12 protein-coding genes are annotated in these 15,976 nt (G+C 47.9%); 11 read left to right on the top strand and 1 reads right to left on the bottom strand.

What is annotated here, in order from left to right; genetic code table 11:
* The first annotated feature begins 21 nt into the window (after positions 1-21).
* The 6 genes from accD (at position 22) to ppk1 (ending at position 7,127) form a co-directional block, all read left to right on the top strand.
* Positions 22-891, top strand: coding sequence for an acetyl-CoA carboxylase, carboxyltransferase subunit beta (gene accD / locus AC1DLI_RS31000; RefSeq protein WP_308999614.1), 870 nt, complete (start codon positions 22-24; stop codon positions 889-891).
* Positions 881-1,951, top strand: a complete 1,071-nt coding sequence (locus AC1DLI_RS30995) for an acetyl-CoA carboxylase carboxyltransferase subunit alpha (RefSeq protein WP_477609035.1) — start codon at positions 881-883, stop codon at positions 1,949-1,951. The genes accD and AC1DLI_RS30995 overlap by 11 nt, the downstream gene beginning before the upstream one ends.
* Before the next feature lie 94 nt (positions 1,952-2,045).
* Positions 2,046-3,800: a pyruvate kinase gene (gene pyk, locus AC1DLI_RS30990; protein ID WP_477609033.1), complete on the top strand. Its 1,755-nt coding sequence runs from the start codon at positions 2,046-2,048 to the stop codon at positions 3,798-3,800.
* A gap of 133 nt (positions 3,801-3,933) precedes the next feature.
* On the top strand, positions 3,934-4,401 hold the full coding sequence (locus tag AC1DLI_RS30985) for an acyl-CoA thioesterase (protein WP_477609031.1): 468 nt from the start codon (positions 3,934-3,936) through the stop codon (positions 4,399-4,401).
* Positions 4,402-4,508: 107 nt separating this feature from the next.
* Positions 4,509-4,901, top strand: a complete 393-nt coding sequence (locus tag AC1DLI_RS30980; RefSeq protein WP_477609029.1) for an FxsA family protein — start codon at positions 4,509-4,511, stop codon at positions 4,899-4,901.
* Positions 4,902-5,060: 159 nt separating this feature from the next.
* Positions 5,061-7,127, top strand: coding sequence for a polyphosphate kinase 1 (ppk1, locus tag AC1DLI_RS30975; protein ID WP_477609027.1), 2,067 nt, complete (start codon positions 5,061-5,063; stop codon positions 7,125-7,127).
* Here the strand turns inward: ppk1 and AC1DLI_RS30970 are convergent.
* Positions 7,099-8,646, bottom strand: a complete 1,548-nt coding sequence (locus tag AC1DLI_RS30970; RefSeq protein ID WP_477609025.1) for a Ppx/GppA phosphatase family protein — start codon at positions 8,644-8,646, stop codon at positions 7,099-7,101. The two genes, ppk1 and AC1DLI_RS30970, sit on opposite strands and share 29 nt — an antisense overlap.
* Before the next feature lie 306 nt (positions 8,647-8,952).
* On the opposite strand from AC1DLI_RS30970, the gene citZ reads away from it, so the two are divergent.
* From citZ to AC1DLI_RS30945, 5 genes are all read left to right on the top strand, one after another.
* The gene (gene citZ / locus AC1DLI_RS30965) at positions 8,953-10,065 is read left to right on the top strand and encodes a citrate synthase (RefSeq protein ID WP_477609023.1); all 1,113 of its coding nucleotides are present in this window, start codon (positions 8,953-8,955) and stop codon (positions 10,063-10,065) included.
* A gap of 170 nt (positions 10,066-10,235) precedes the next feature.
* The gene (gene icd / locus AC1DLI_RS30960; protein ID WP_477609021.1) at positions 10,236-11,531 is read left to right on the top strand and encodes an NADP-dependent isocitrate dehydrogenase; all 1,296 of its coding nucleotides are present in this window, start codon (positions 10,236-10,238) and stop codon (positions 11,529-11,531) included.
* A 572-nt stretch (positions 11,532-12,103) separates the two neighbouring features.
* Positions 12,104-13,045, top strand: coding sequence for a malate dehydrogenase (gene mdh, locus AC1DLI_RS30955; protein WP_477609019.1), 942 nt, complete (start codon positions 12,104-12,106; stop codon positions 13,043-13,045).
* Between the two features lie 124 nt (positions 13,046-13,169).
* The gene (gene recQ / locus AC1DLI_RS30950; protein ID WP_477609017.1) at positions 13,170-15,314 is read left to right on the top strand and encodes a DNA helicase RecQ; all 2,145 of its coding nucleotides are present in this window, start codon (positions 13,170-13,172) and stop codon (positions 15,312-15,314) included.
* Positions 15,315-15,528: 214 nt separating this feature from the next.
* Positions 15,529-15,957 carry a hypothetical protein gene (locus AC1DLI_RS30945; protein ID WP_477609015.1) on the top strand — a complete coding sequence of 143 codons (429 nt, stop codon included), beginning with the start codon at positions 15,529-15,531 and terminating at the stop codon, positions 15,955-15,957.
* Positions 15,958-15,976 lie beyond the last annotated feature (19 nt).

Here is a 15,976-nt window from a genome sequence, read left to right as displayed (position 1 = left end):
GCGCCTTGAGAGGTGTCACACGTGCAAATAAAGGATTTATTTACGAAGAAGAAATATGCGACAATACCATCGGAGCCCCGCAAGCGTGAGGTTCCTGAGGGCTTGATGAATAAGTGCTCGAAATGCGGCACCATTCAGTATAGCAAAGAATTGGAAAAAAACTTGAAGGTATGCTCCTCTTGCGGCCATCATTATCGTCTTAGCGCTTGGGAGCGTATTGCTTTAACGCTCGATGAGGGGCATTTGCTAGAATACGATGCGGATATGGAATCCGTCGATCCTCTTAACTTCCCTGGGTACGCAAGCAAGCTTGAGCAGCAGAAGAATAAGTCTAATCTTCGCGATGCTGTCATCACAGGAGAAGGTACGATCGGCGGTTTTCCGGTTGTCGTAGCCGTTATGAGCTTTGATTTCTTTACGGGCAGTATGGGATCAGTCGTTGGTGAGAAGATAACGAGAGCGATTGAAGCGGCTCATGCCAAACAGCTGCCGCTTCTTATTTTCTCCACCTCGGGCGGCGCCCGGATGCAGGAAAGTATTCTAAGCTTGATGCAAATGGCCAAAACAAGCGCAGCGCTTTCGAAATTTCAAGGCGCAGGCGGTTTGTTTATTTCAATTTTTACCGATCCTACTACGGGCGGGGTTTCGGCAAGCTTTGCAAGCTTGGGCGATTACAATTTGGCCGAGCCTGGCGCATTGATCGGTTTTGCCGGACGAATTGTTATCGAGCAAACGATTCGCCAAAAGCTGCCTGACGACTTTCAAACGGCCGAGTTTAATTTACAGCACGGCCAATTGGATAAAGTCGTACACCGCAAAGATATGAAGCCGACGTTAGCCAAGCTGCTTGATATGCATTGCGTAAGGGGGGAAACATCCTATGGCGGGTGAGCTGCCTTTTGAGAAACCGTTAATTGATTTGCGGCAGAAGGTTACGGAGCTGAAGACTCTAAGCGTGGAGAAGGGAATTGACTTCACGGAAGAAATTTTGGGTCTTGAGCAAAAGTGCAAACAGCTGGAAGAAGAACTGTACAGCGAGCTGTCTCCGGCTCAAAAAATGCATATGGCGCGCCATCATCAGCGTCCGACGTCGCTTGACTATATTCAAACGGTGTTTACGGATTATATGGAGCTGCACGGGGATCGTTTGTTCGCGGACGATCTTGCGATCGTTGGCGGCCTTGCCAAGCTGAACGGAGTACCAGTAACGGTAATCGGACATCAGCGCGGTAAGGATACCCGTGAGAATATTGCGCGCTTTTTCGGCAGTCCTCATCCCGAGGGCTTCCGTAAAGCGCTTAGGCTTATGGAGCAAGCGAATAAGTTCAAACGACCAATCATTACTTTTATCGATACGAAGGGTGCTTATCCGGGCAAAACTGCTGAGGAACGCGGACAATCAGAAGCGATTGCGCGCAACCTGAGAGAAATGGCCGGCTTCGGCGTGCCTATCATTTGTATCGTTATCGGTGAAGGCGGGAGCGGTGGAGCGCTTGCATTAGGCGTGGGAAATCGTGTGCTAATGCTGGAAAATGCGATTTACAGCGCGATCTCCCCGAATGGAGCCGCTTCTATTTTGTGGAAGGATGCTTCCAAAGCGGATCAAGCTGCTGAAGCGATGAAAATTACGGCCAAGGATTTGCTTGAATTTGGCATTATAGAAGATATCGTTATCGAGCCGCAGGGCGGAGCGCATAAGGATTTAGCTTTTCAAGCAGAACAAATAAAAGATAAGCTGTGGAAGCATCTTCAGGAGCTTCTTCCTTTGAGTGCGGAGCAGCTGATCGAGGACCGTTATAAGAAGTTCCGAAAGGTCGGCCAATTCAAAATTGTGGAGAAGCCGATTGAAGTGCCAAACACGCCGGCAGCAGACGCGAACAGCGTTCAAGCAGCTGACGGTAAGGTACAAACATCTGAACAGACGGAAGAAGCGACACCGACCGTTCAGTAAATTATATGTAAAATTGATTATTTCACTGTACAAGCAGTGGGATGTCATGTCAGTATAAAAAAGAATATCAGGCAATTTACGGAGGAAATATAACATGCGCAAAACGAAAATCGTTTGTACAATCGGTCCATCCAGCGAATCACTGGAAAACACAAAGAAACTAATCAAAGCAGGCATGAACGTTGCCCGTCTTAACTTCTCCCACGGAGATTTCGAAGAGCACGGCAACCGTATCAAAAATATCCGCATTGCAAACGCTGAGCTTGGTACTTCGGTAGCGGTTTTGCTTGATACTAAGGGTCCTGAGATTCGTCTCGGCAAGCTAAAGGAAGAGCCTATTGAATTAAACCAAGGCGATACCGTTACGCTTACTACAGAAGAAATTCTGGGTGATCGCAATCGTGTCCCTATTACTTACAACAACCTGCCTAACGATGTAACCATYGGCTCGACTATTTTGATTGACGACGGCTTGATCGGGTTGACGGTAGAAGAGGTTCAAGGAACTGAAATCGTATGCCGTATCGTTAACAGCGGTCCAATTAAAAGTAAAAAAGGCGTTAACGTACCTGGAGTGAAGATCTCTTTGCCTGGTATTACCGAGAAGGATGCGAATGATATCGTATTCGGAATCGAGCAAGGCGTAGATTTCATTGCAGCTTCTTTCGTGCGTAAAGCAAGCGACGTGCTTGAAATCCGCGAGCTTCTTGAGCGTCATAATGCAGGACATATTCAAATCATCTCCAAAATCGAAAACCAAGAAGGCGTAGACAATCTTGATGAAATTCTTGAGGTTTCTGACGGCTTGATGGTAGCGCGTGGCGACCTCGGCGTTGAAATACCGGCAGAAGAAGTGCCGCTCGTGCAAAAAAACATGATCAAAAAAGGTAACCGCGTAGGTAAACCGGTTATCACAGCTACACAAATGCTGGATTCCATGCAGCGCAACCCTCGTCCTACTCGCGCTGAAGCGAGTGACGTTGCAAATGCGATTTTTGACGGTACAGATGCGATTATGTTGTCCGGCGAAACAGCTGCGGGACGTTACCCGACAGAATCCGTACAAACAATGGCACGTATTGCCGAGCGCGCTGAAGCAGCTTTGGAATACCGTGAAATGTTTACAAAACAAGCAAATGCACAACAAACATCAGTTACTGAGGCTATTTCGCAGGCTGTTGCTAACTCTGCTCTTGACCTAAGAGCAAAAGCGATCATTACATCGACGCAAAGCGGCTTTACTGCTCGCATGGTGTCGAAGTATAAGCCTAAGGCTCCGATCATTGCAGTAACTACAGATGAGAAGGTATTGCGTCGCCTATCTCTCATTTGGGGCGTATTCGCAGTACTTGGTCCAGATGCTGATACAACAGACGAAATGTTTGAAAATGCTGTAAAAGGCGGTATGAGCACAGGTTTCCTTAACCTTGGCGATACTGTAGTAATTACAGCTGGCGTTCCTGTTGGCCGCGCTGGTACTACAAACCTTATCAAAATTCACCACATTGGTGAGCTTTTGGCACAAGGACAAGGTATCGGAAGCCAAACGGCAATCGGTAAAATCGTTGTAGCCCGTACACCGGAGGAAGCGATCGCTAAAACGACTCAAGGCTCTATCTTGGTTACGATCTCGACGGACAAAGAATATATGCCTGCGTTTGAGAAAGCTGGAGCGGTTATTACGGAGCAAGGTGGAATTACGAGCCATGCTGCAGTAGTCGGTCTTAACCTTGGGATCCCTGTTATTCTCGGCATTGCAAATGCGACCGAAGTGCTTCAAGATGGTATGGAAGTAACCATTTACGGCGAAACAGGCGTTATCTATCACGGCCAATCGAAAGTACTTTAATTACAGAGGTACTTTTATAACAACTATATATAAGCACAAAACGAAAGCGATGGTGATCTCACCGTCGCTTTTTGTTAATCCGTCATATGGTAAATAAGCTTTCTATAAAAAAGCTCTTGGGGGAAGATCATTTATGCTGACAGCTGCCAGGTGGTTTACGCATCCGATTCGTGTCCGATATCAAGAAACCGATCAAATGGGTGTTGTCTTTCATGGAAATTATGTAACTTGGTTCGAAATTGGACGTACAGAATGGATAAGAAATGCGGGCTATACCTATAATGCAATCGAGGAGCAAGGCCTGCTGCTTCCTGTTGTTGATTTGCAATGCCGCTACGTTCTTCCTGCACGATATGATGATACGATTCTTGTTTGCACGCGTATAGCTGCGTGCACACCCGTACGCGTTACCTTTGAATCGCAGGTCAGAAGGGTTGATGCTTCAGATTTTCATGCATCAGAAATCGCGGCTGACGAGCAGCTGCCAGGTGAGCTGCTAGTCGAGGGCGGAACTAAGCATGTTTGGGTAAATACCGAATGGCAGCCGGCACGCTTAAACAAAGTAATGCCTGATTTATACAATCTTCTGCTTTCGAAGTAAGTTCACTTCGCAAACCAAGCTTCTGCATACGAAGTAAGTTTGCTTCGCAGACCAAGCTTATGCTTACGGAGTAAGTTTGCTTCGCAAACTTTTGAGGAGGTCCAACCATGTACAAATGGCTGTTGGGAGTTTTTATTATCGTACCCGTAATCGAGCTGTGGGGTATTTTACAAATGGGCAGTTGGATCGGCGGCTGGAATACATTTTTTATTCTAATCGTAATGGGATTGGCCGGAGCCTATTTAGCGCGGGCAGAGGGCCGCAAAGTTTGGGGAGAGGCGCAGCGTCAAATGCAAGCTGGGCAAATTCCCGGACAAACCATGCTGGATGGGCTTTGTGTGCTTGTAGGAGGCATTTTTCTGTTAATGCCAGGATTTTTGTCCGATATCTTGGGTATAACACTTCTTTTCCCGGTGACGCGGACTTTCTATAGGCGGCTGATGCTGCAGTGGATCGAGGATAGGATGCGAAACGGTAATTTTAAGATCGGAAGGTTCTAATGTTTACGCCACATTTACAAAAGGTTAACATGGGAATAATAGTTATCCTTCATAATGATATGGGTAGATGACGTTTCCTGCAGCATTCTTGAAATGCATTTTGAAGCGTATGCTTAAAAAGCAGGTTAAATTCGTAAAATTACTCAGGAGGCGTGAGAAATGACCAAGCTTTTGTCCAACTATGTAAATCGTGACCTAAGTTGGATCGAATTCAACCGAAGAGTTCTCCAAGAGGCTCAGGATCCCAGCAATCCGCTGCTGGAGAGAGCTAAGTTTTTGGCAATCGTGACAAGCAATTTGGATGAATTCATGAGCGTAAGAGTCGCAGGCATACAAATGCAGATGAGAGCCGGATTGTCGAAAATGGATTTTACCGGATATACGCCGTCCGGTCTCTGGAAAAGGCTCATTAAACGCGCAACGCAAATGGTTAACGATCAATACCGTACATATAGAGAAGTATTTCGCGGCCTCAGCCGTGAAGGAATATTTATTCGTTCGCTCGAGGAGCTCAACATATCGCAGACGAAGGCGGTCTCGGACTATTTTCATGAAATTGTATTTCCTGTACTCACGCCGATGGCTGTCGATCAGAGCAGACCGTTCCCACTCGTTCATACCAAAGAGTTATATTTGGCAGTGCTTTTAAGACAAGAGGGAGATGCTTCTGAGGAGGAGCCTTTGTTTGCGATTGTACAGGTACCGTCTATCCTGCCAAGGTTCGTTCCCGTTCCCGGAAGAATCAACAGCAAGAAGACTGAATTTGTGCTGCTTGAGGATTTAATCGAACAATTCATTGATACGTTATTCAACGGTTACATTCCTTTCTCCGTTAATCCGTTCCGCCTCACAAGGGATGCCGACATTACGCTGAACGAAGAAGATGCGGAGGATCTGCTCGAGGAAATCGAGAAGGAGCTTCGCCGTCGCCGCTGGGGAATTCCGGTAAGGCTTGAGGTGGGTAAGGGCATGCATCCCTATGCACTCGAAATGCTTACGGAAGAGCTGGAAATCGAAGATAATTTATTCGAAATCGACGGACCGCTTGATTTAAGCTTCTTGATGAAGTTCGCCAGTGCTGTTCCGGGCAATGATAATTTACGTTATGAGAAGCTGGAGCCGGTCTACCCGCGGGAATTCGATGATACCGACGACATGTTTGAAGTCATTCGTCAACGTGATGTGCTCATGTACCATCCTTACGAGTCGTTTGAAGCCGTAAATGATTTTGTTATGCAAGCCGCATATGATCCGAACGTGTTGGCGATCAAAATGACCTTATACCGCGTCAGCGGCCAGTCTGCGCTCGTTCAAGCGCTTGCGAAGGCTGGTGAAGCTGGGAAGCAGGTGACGGTTGTTGTAGAGCTAAAGGCGAGGTTTGACGAGGAACGGAACATTGCCTGGGCGCGTCAACTGGAGAAGGCGGGCTGTCACGTCGTATATGGTCTAGTTGGGTTAAAGACGCATGCGAAAATATTGCTTGTCGTTAGACGGGAGCATGGCACGCTGCGCCGTTATGTCCATGTAGGCACCGGCAACTACAATGATAGTACGGCTACCTTGTATACTGACATCGGGCTGTTTACTTCGCACCCGATTATCGGCGGAGACGCATCGGCCTTATTTAATGAGGTAACCGGCTACTCTTCTCCATATGAGTGGAAAGCCTTCGGTGTTGCGCCGTCGGATTTGAAGGAAAAGCTATACCGGCTAATTGATCGGGAAAGATTGAACGCAATTGCTGGGAAACCGGCGCGCATTATCGCGAAGATGAACTCGCTGTCCAATCAGGAAATGATCGATAAACTTTACGAGGCTTCTCAAGCCGGTGTGAAAATAGTGCTCATTGTCCGCGGGGTTTGCTGCTTGCGGCCGGGCGTGCCAGGACGAAGCGAGAACATTCAGGTTATCAGCATCGTTGACCGTTTCCTGGAGCATGCAAGAATAATGTATTTCTATAATGGCGGGGAGGAAGAGGTTTATTTGTCGAGCGCGGATTGGATGACGCGAAACCTGACTAGACGGATCGAGCTTATGTGTCCGGTATTCGATTCCACGCTCAGACAAATTTTGATCAAAATGCTTCATCTTAATATCAATGACAATGTGAAGGCTCGCGAGCTGCAGTCGAACGGTACTTATGAACACATTGTTAATGTCGATAAGCAGCCGTTCCGCAGTCAGTTCGAAGCGAAGATTATATCGTCGTGGAAGGGACGTGCGTAGCCGAATAGTCGAGGCTCGGCGTTACCCCCCACAGCTTTTTGAATTCGGTTCCCAGCTCTTCAACCTCGCGTCGCTCAACGGCCAGCGTCCCGCGCGGCTGAATCGGTCGCAGCAGCAGTTGATTGCCTGACAAGTGGACATTGAGCTGCGCAATGGCCTGCGTTTCCCCGCGGTCAAGAGCAGCTGACAGCTGCAGCAGCGCGCCAAGCTTATAAATCACATCAAGGTCGGATTCGTTCAGCAGTTCTTTATATTCAGAAATGTGCTGGCGGGCCCGGCCCTTGCTTTTGTACGAGGCGATTGCTGCTGTCATGATCATCTCCCGATGGGTAAGCCCATTTAACTGAGAGTTGATGATGAGGTAGAAGGAATGTCTCGCATACTCATAATAATCGATAGATGCGCCTATTCGAAACAGTTGCGATGCTGTATCAAGCAGTACTCGAGTTTGCATCGGCAGCGGATGGTTAGAATTGAGCACATCATAAATCTCAAGCGAGATGCGATTGACCTGAAGCACATGCTGCTTCGGCGCTTCCGGATGCAAGGCGCTCAAATTCGTTAGGCTGTATTTCAGCACGTCGTTCAGCTTGGGATGATTGGGAAACCGTGTCGCATGGAACAAGCCATCACGAAGCCCAGCTCCGCAAATACGGTAATAGGAAGCTTTGGTTGCCCGGAACAAAACTCTCAGAATGGCGACGCCCGGCACGACGACATCGGCGCGATCTTTGGACAAGCCCGGCAGCTTGCGTCTTTTGTCGAGCGGGAGCTTGCGCATTTGATGGAACAGCACATCGACCTGCTCGCTGGTAACCGGATAGTTATGCGTTTGCGGGAAGGGATATTTATATGCGGCTTGATGCATTTTACCTAATGCACGAACGGTGCCTCCTACTCCTACAAGCGGCAATCCCGGTGTGTCACCGATCCAACTCTCGTTACGTACTGCTTCTTGGACAAGTGCTTCAAGCGCCTTGAGCTCGTCGTCGCCGAGCATGCCTTTCGTTCCGAAACGTTTATTGAGGCTGACGCAGCCAAACGGAAAAGACACGGAGCGAACGAGAGAGCGGTTACGAAACAAAGAAAGCTCGGTGCTTCCGCCTCCGATATCAATCAGAAGGCCATCCCGGATATTCAGCGAGTTGATCATCCCTAGAAAACCGTAGGAGGCTTCATCCTCGCCGGAAAGCAATTCAATCGTCAAGCCGGTTTCGGCTTTTATCCGCCCAAGGATTTCAGATCGATTCTTGGCATTACGAATGGCCGCCGTAGCGACAGCTCGAATATTGCTTGTATGATTATGTGTGCAAATCATGGTAAAATGAGTCAGCGTGTCGACAAGCTCGTCGATCGCTGTACCTGGAAGACAGCCGTCATCATCAATACGTTCGCTTAATCTGGCAGGCCGTTTGCTGCTATCCGCCACGCGATGAGCACCATTTGCTGTCCTCTCATATACGACGAGACGGACTGAGTTGGAGCCTATGTCAATAATTCCGATACGTTGTCCTGTCATATAGCGCCTCCAATACAGCGAATTTTGCTCGTTATGTTATCTATCTGACATTTTACCACTATATTCGATTCTGTAAAAATAGTTTATAATGCGGCTAAAAATGGTGCGAATAGGGAAAAATGCAGCTGGAGCATACGACACGTTGTGGTGAAATAATAAGCGAAAAAAATATTAATGATGCTGATAAAGCATTTTTATGTCCGTATTTGTTCACTTCAGTGCCGAAATCATTTATGATTAAAGGCGACGGTACAAAAATGAATCCCTTTTATTGTTAACGATACCCATGTTAAAGGAGAGAGAACGATGACAGCAACTAAAGGTTTGGAAGGCATTGTAGCCGCGGCGTCCTCCATCAGCTCGATTATTGATGGCGTACTGACATACCGTGGTATCGATATTGATGATCTCGCGGAAAATGCATCATTTGAAGAGGTCGCATATTTGCTATGGTACGGAAAATTACCTACCCGTTCTGAACTTGACGGGCTGCAAAAGCAACTGGATCAATATGCAGCAGTTCCGCAAGGCGTTATCGATCAAATCAAGCTATATCCAAAAGATACAAATTCGATGGCTGCTCTTCGGACAGCGGTATCCAGTCTAGCATTGTATGATGCTTCCGCTAACGACATGTCCCCAGAAGCGAACCAACTGAAAGCAATTAAATTGCAGGCACAGCTGCCAACGATTATTGCTGCATTTGCTCGCATCCGTCAAGGACAAGAGCCGGTAGCTCCAAAACAAGGCGTGTCAATTGCATATAACTTCCTATATATGCTAACTGGAAACGAGCCAGCTGAAGTTGCTGTTAAGGCACTTGATCAAGCACTCGTTCTTCATGCTGACCACGAATTGAACGCTTCGACATTCGCGGCTCGCGTTACGGTTGCTACTTTGTCTGACATTTATTCGGGCGTAACATCTGCAATCGGCGCTTTGAAGGGTCCTCTTCACGGCGGCGCAAACGAAGCTGTTATGGTAATGCTTGAAGAAATCGGTTCTGCAGCTAACGTTGAGAGCTTTATTAACAACGCGCTTGCGAATAAGCACAAAATCATGGGCTTTGGTCACCGCGTATACAAAAACGGCGATCCGCGTGCGAAGCATTTGCAAAAAATGTCGCGCGAGCTTGGCAAACTGACAGGCAATATGGAGCTTTATGAAATGTCTGTTAAAATTGAAGAGCTTGTAACAGGACAAAAGGGCTTGAAGCCGAATGTTGACTTCTACTCCGCTTCCGTTTACACCACGCTTGAAATTCCGCGCGACCTGTTCACGCCAATTTTCGCGATCAGCCGCGTATCCGGTTGGAGCGCTCATATTCTTGAGCAATACCAAGATAACCGTTTGATCCGTCCTCGTGCAGATTACGTTGGACCTGTTAATGCTAAGTACATCCCGATCGAGAAGCGCTAATCGCAAATGTAGGATATAATTGAATTGGAGGGCGAACAAGCCGTTCGTTCTCTCATTCAAAATATAATCCTTTATAAGGCTATACATATAAAAGATTATATACCTACATGAAATAATATTAACATTTACCTGCCTCAGCGGCAGGTACCATTCTAAGGAGGATTTCATTCATGGCCCAGTTCGAAAAATTCGCACTTCCAACAGAAGGCGAGCAAATTACAATTGACAACGGTATTCTTCAAGTTCCTAACAACCCGATTATTCCTTTCATCGAAGGCGACGGCACAGGCCGAGACATTTGGAAGGCTTCGAAACGGGCTCTTGATGCAGCGGTAGAAAAAGCTTATAACGGCGAGAAAAAAATCGCTTGGTACGAAGTTTTTGCAGGCGAAAAAGCATTCAACGAGTACGGCGAGTGGTTGCCGGCTGATACGCTTACTGCAATCCGCGAATATATCGTAGCGATTAAAGGACCTTTGACAACGCCTATCGGCGGCGGTATCCGTTCTTTGAACGTTGCTCTTCGTCAAGAGCTTGATCTTTACACTTGCTTGCGTCCGGTTCGTTACTTCACTGGCGTACCATCCCCAGTAAAACGTCCTGAGCTTGTTGACATGGTTATCTTCCGTGAAAACACAGAGGACATCTACGCGGGTATCGAGTACCAAGAAGGTTCCGCAGAAGTGAAAAAAGTAATCGCGTTCTTGCAAAACGAAATGGGAGCTAACAAAATCCGCTTCCCTGAAACTTCCGGTATCGGCATCAAGCCAGTATCGAGAGAAGGTTCACAACGTCTTGTTCGCGCAGCGATCGAGTATGCAATCAAACACGGCAAAAAATCCGTAACACTCGTACACAAAGGCAACATCATGAAATATACAGAAGGCGCGTTCAAAAACTGGGGCTACGAAGTGGCTGAGCAAGAATTCGCTAACGAAACTTTCACATGGGGTCAATACGACCGCATTAAAGAAGCAGAAGGCGCTGACGCTGCTAACAAAGCACAAAAAGAAGCAGAAGCTGCTGGCAAGCTAATCGTTAAAGACGCTATCGCGGACATTGCTTTGCAACAAGTTCTAACTCGTCCAACTGATTTCGATGTTATCGCAACATTGAACCTTAACGGCGATTACCTGTCCGATGCTCTTGCTGCTCAAGTTGGCGGTATCGGTATTGCTCCAGGCGCGAATATCAACTACTTGACTGGACACGCTATCTTCGAAGCAACTCACGGCACAGCGCCTAAATATGCTGACCTTGACGTAGTAAACCCAGGTTCAGTAATCCTTTCCGGCGTAATGCTTCTTGAGCACCTAGGCTGGCAGGAAGCGGCTGACCTTATCTATAAAGGTATGGAAGCATCAATCAACAACAAAACAGTAACTTACGACTTCGCACGTTTGATGGAAGGCGCAACAGAAGTAAAATGTTCTGCATTCGCAGACGAAATCATCAAAAACATGTAGTCCATTCTTTAGCTTAAATAATAAGGGGAATCTCCCATATCTTTTCAATTGCATCCCTAATCTCTTCGCTCTAAGAATGGCGTCCCGGACGGAGGGGCAATACCCGCTCTTCGCTCTAGGAATGACGTCCCGCAGGGGACAAATTCCCGCTCTTCTCTCTAGGAATGGCGTCCCGCAAGGGACACACTCCCGCTTTTCGCTCTTGGAATGGCGTCCCGCAAGGGACACATTTCTGCTTTTCGCTTTAGGAATGGCGTCCCTCAGGGACAATTCCCGCTCTTCGCTCTAGGAATGGCGTCCCGTAAGGGACACATTCCTCCAGAAGCGTAAAGCGTGTCCTGCAGGGACGAAAGCGAGCCAAGCTCAACAGTTGCAAATGTGCGCAGGTCAAACTCCCGCGTTCGTCCAATTGGCAGGTGTCCAGAGGGCGCAGCGCCTCGGAGTCCTCCCTTGGAAGGGAGGATTTAGGTGGGTTCGAAAAGCATTAAGGATCGTAAATGAAAAAATGGGAGTCAAAGGGGTCCCCCCTCTCCCCTTCAAAATAAGCTATGTTACGGGAGGATTTACACAAGATGGCGATAAAACGTAAAAAAATCACAGTTGTAGGAGCTGGCTTCACAGGCGCGACTACAGCACTTATGCTTGCTCAAAAAGAACTAGGCGATATTGTTCTGGTCGATATCGCACCGCTTGAAAACCCAACTAAGGGTAAAGCGCTTGATATGCTTGAAGCTACTCCGGTACTAGGCGTAGACGCTAACATCATTGGTACTGCAAGCTATGACGACACGAAGGATTCTGATGTTGTCATCATTACTGCGGGTATCGCCCGCAAACCAGGCATGAGCCGCGATGATCTTGTTAGCACAAACGCAGGCATCGTGAAATCGGTATGCGAAAACATCAAAGCTACTAGCCCTAACGCTTACGTGATCATCCTAAGCAACCCGGTTGATGCGATGACTTATGCGGCATTCCAAACCCTTGGTTTTCCGAAGAACCGCGTAATCGGTCAATCTGGCGTACTTGATACTGCTCGTTACTGCACATTTATCGCCCAAGAATTGAATGTATCCGTTGAAGACGTTCGCGGCTTCGTGCTTGGCGGACACGGCGATGATATGGTTCCACTCGTTCGTTATTCGAACGTTGGTGGTATTCCAATCGAAAAATTAATTCCAGCAGAACGTATTGAAGCAATCGTGCAACGCGCTCGCGTCGGCGGCGGCGAAATCGTTAACTTGCTTGGCAACGGCAGTGCGTACTACGCACCTGCAGCATCCCTAGTGCAAATGACAGAAGCCATTCTTAAAGATAAAAAACGCATTATTCCGGTAATCGCCTTGCTAGAAGGCGAATACGGTTACGATAATTTGTTCATGGGCGTTCCGACAATCATTGGCGGCGACGGCATTGAGAAAGTGCTTGAGCTTGATTTGACTGTTGAAGAAAAAGCTGCGCTTGATAAATCTGCTCAATCTGTTCGCAATGTTATTCAAGTCGTAACTGGCTAATTTACGAACTGCTCGCAGATGAAATAAATGAATGCGTTTGGGAGGACCCTGACAGAATGCTGCCAGGGTCCTCCCTGTTTATTTTTTAGAGCGTAAGAGTTTTGGTTGAGGAGGAGGGGTCAGATTGATCGAACAAGCCAGAGAAGCGCTGAAACGGGTATACGGTTACGATTCCTTCCGAAAGGGACAAGAGGATATTATTTCGGGAATATTGCAGGGGCGCGATACATTGGCAATATTGCCAACCGGAGGCGGGAAATCGATATGCTACCAAATTCCATCGATGCTTATGCCGGGTACGTCACTAGTTATATCGCCGCTTATTTCATTAATGAAGGATCAGGTGGATGCACTGCGCCGGGTAGGCGTGTCCGCGGCGTTTCTTAACAGCTCATTAGGAGCTGCGGAATATCGCGATGTCATGCGGAATGCCATGCAGGGCGAATATAAGCTGCTGTACGTTGCGCCGGAACGACTTGACGCGCCGATGTTCCAATCGTTGTCGGAGCAGCTGTCCATTCCGCTCATCGCGATTGACGAGGCGCACTGCGTATCGCAATGGGGACATGATTTCCGTCCAAGCTACCGCCAGCTTGCAGGCTGGATTGCTCGTATGAAGGATCGGCCGCTCGTAGCTGCATTTACTGCGACGGCAACGACTGAGGTTGCGGCAGACATTTCGGAAATGCTGAAGCTTCGTGACCCGAGCGTATTTGTTACCGGGTTTGCCAGACCCAATCTGTCGCTATCCGTCGTTACGGGAGTGGATAAGAAGAAGTTTCTTGAGAGTTTTGTGTCCGGACGGAAGGAACAGTCCGGCATCATCTATGCGGCAACCCGCAAAGAAGTCGAGAATGTTTATGAGCAGCTGACACGCCGAGGCATTCAAGCTGGAAAATACCATGGCGGCTTATCGGATGCGGAACGGGCCGATACGCAGGAGAAATTCCGATTTGATGATATTCGCGTAATGGTCGCGACGAATGCTTTTGGTATGGGGATCGACAAGCCAAATGTACGTTACGTGCTTCATTGGCAGATGACCAGTGACATCGAATCCTATTATCAAGAAGCTGGCCGTGCGGGACGTGACGGCGAAGAGAGTGAATGTATTCTTTTATTCGAACCTGCCGACATGCAAGTGCAGCGCTTCCTGATCGAACAGGGCACCGGAGATTCTGACCGTAAGTCTATTCAATTGTCCAAGCTTAATACGATGATGAATTTCAGTCGTACTCAGCGCTGCCTGCAGCAATTTATCGTCGATTATTTTGGTGAGACCGGTGTCGAAGCTTGCGGCAAATGCAGCAGCTGCCTTGATAAAAGCGAGCCAGTCAATCGGACAGAGGAAGCAAAGATGGCGCTCTCTTGCGTTGGCCGGATGAAAGGTCGCTTTGGAGTGACGATGGCCGCTAAAGTACTGAAGGGATCAAGGGATAAGCGGCTGCTTGAGTTCGGGCTTGATCGATTGTCCACCTACGGCTTGATGCGTCATTTGCCCGAGAAGGAAATTGCGGATTGGCTTTATTGGCTCGTTTCAGAAGGCTATTTAAAGCTCAGCGATGGGCAATACCCGGTCGTCTCTTTAACCGCAAACGCGCTTCCGGTGTTGGAAGGCCGCGAATCGATCATGCAAAGAGTAAGAGCCACAGTAAGGCAAGCCGCATCTGCCGATAGTGCTAATGCATCGCCTTTGTTCGATGCGCTAAAGCAGTGGCGCAAAGAAAAAGCCGCTGTGGAAGGGGTACCGCCGTTTATGCTTTTCTTCGACGCAACGCTCCGGGAAATTGCCAATGCGCAGCCGCAATCGGTTGACCAGCTGTTAGGCGTGAAGGGGATCGGCGCGGCGAAAGCGGAAAAATACGGTGAGGATTTGCTCGCCATTATTCAAGCTTTTGATGGCGAAGGCAGGACAGCTGTGAAAATTTCTGCAGTCCCAAGAGAGTTTGTTAAAAGTACGAGTGACGATGAGCAGCCAAGCCATCTGACGACGCTTGCGCTTTTTTCAGCGGGACAAGAACCGGACGAGATAGCGAAGGATCGCGGTTTAAGCAAAGTGACGATAGAAGGCCATATTATCCGCTGTGCGGATGAAGGCGAGGAAGTAGACTGGAGCCGGATTATTCCCGCAGAATACGAGCAATTGATCGTGGATGCCATAGGCGAGCAAGGTACGGAGAAGCTGCGGCCGATTAAGGATGCATTGCCCGAGGAAGTTACTTATTTTGCAATTCATGGGGTTATGAGTAAATATGGTTTTAAAGGATAAAGAGGGAGATCATTTATTCATTTGAAGACATTGGCGCCCAGGTGTGAAAATTTCGGGAACGATTCAGGATTTGTATCCTAAATGCATGTATAAAGGCCCGGATTGGGAGCGTAGTCATTTGAAAAAAATCTCGTTTCTGATAAACTATTCGATATACACAATTTTGGCAGGAGTGGGTCGTTGATTACGCTTTACCAAAACAGGAGGAGTAAAAATGGATAAGGCAATGTTGTTTTTGCATGTATTAGGTGCAGTCGGAATGGGGTTTTATATCGTGCTGCCAATCATGATAGGCAGAGCGTCCAAGCTAGCCGGCGTTGGACAAGGAGGTCTAGCGGAGGGTTTGCTTTCGGCGAATCGCATCGCTCAGTACTTTCTGATTTTGCAGCTGCTTACTGGCGGTTATTTGATGTCCCAGGCTGATTACACGGTAGCTTGGATGGTAATCGTAGTCGTGCTTTTCCTTGGAGTAGCCGCGCTGGGCGGTATCATTTCCAAGCCGCTTAAGCTGGTCGTAGCTTCCATTCAAGAAGGCAAGAGCGCAACAGCGCATATTAGCAAAGCACGTGTTATGAGTATCATCGTGTTGGTGCTTTACATCGCGATCATTTACTTTATGAAGTTTCCAATGCTGGAAGTTTAATTCTTTATACTTAATTATA

Source organism: Paenibacillus sp. 01T443 (assembly GCF_056398325.1).
The sequence above is the reverse complement of the archived record's forward strand: the minus strand, read 5'-3'. Positions and strand labels throughout refer to the sequence as shown.

What these genes read in the sequence shown, in the direction of transcription:
- AC1DLI_RS30995 (WP_477609035.1), top strand. Translation starts at nt 881, where the DNA reads ATGGCGGGTGAGCTGCCTTTTGAGAAACCGTTAATTGATTTGCGGCAG.
- AC1DLI_RS30985 (WP_477609031.1), top strand. Translation starts at nt 3,934, where the DNA reads ATGCTGACAGCTGCCAGGTGGTTTACGCATCCGATTCGTGTCCGATAT.
- AC1DLI_RS30980 (WP_477609029.1), top strand. Translation starts at nt 4,509, where the DNA reads ATGTACAAATGGCTGTTGGGAGTTTTTATTATCGTACCCGTAATCGAG.
- ppk1 (WP_477609027.1), top strand. Translation starts at nt 5,061, where the DNA reads ATGACCAAGCTTTTGTCCAACTATGTAAATCGTGACCTAAGTTGGATC.
- AC1DLI_RS30970 (WP_477609025.1), bottom strand. Translation starts at nt 8,646, where the DNA reads ATGACAGGACAACGTATCGGAATTATTGACATAGGCTCCAACTCAGTC.
- citZ (WP_477609023.1), top strand. Translation starts at nt 8,953, where the DNA reads ATGACAGCAACTAAAGGTTTGGAAGGCATTGTAGCCGCGGCGTCCTCC.
- icd (WP_477609021.1), top strand. Translation starts at nt 10,236, where the DNA reads ATGGCCCAGTTCGAAAAATTCGCACTTCCAACAGAAGGCGAGCAAATT.
- mdh (WP_477609019.1), top strand. Translation starts at nt 12,104, where the DNA reads ATGGCGATAAAACGTAAAAAAATCACAGTTGTAGGAGCTGGCTTCACA.
- AC1DLI_RS30945 (WP_477609015.1), top strand. Translation starts at nt 15,529, where the DNA reads ATGGATAAGGCAATGTTGTTTTTGCATGTATTAGGTGCAGTCGGAATG.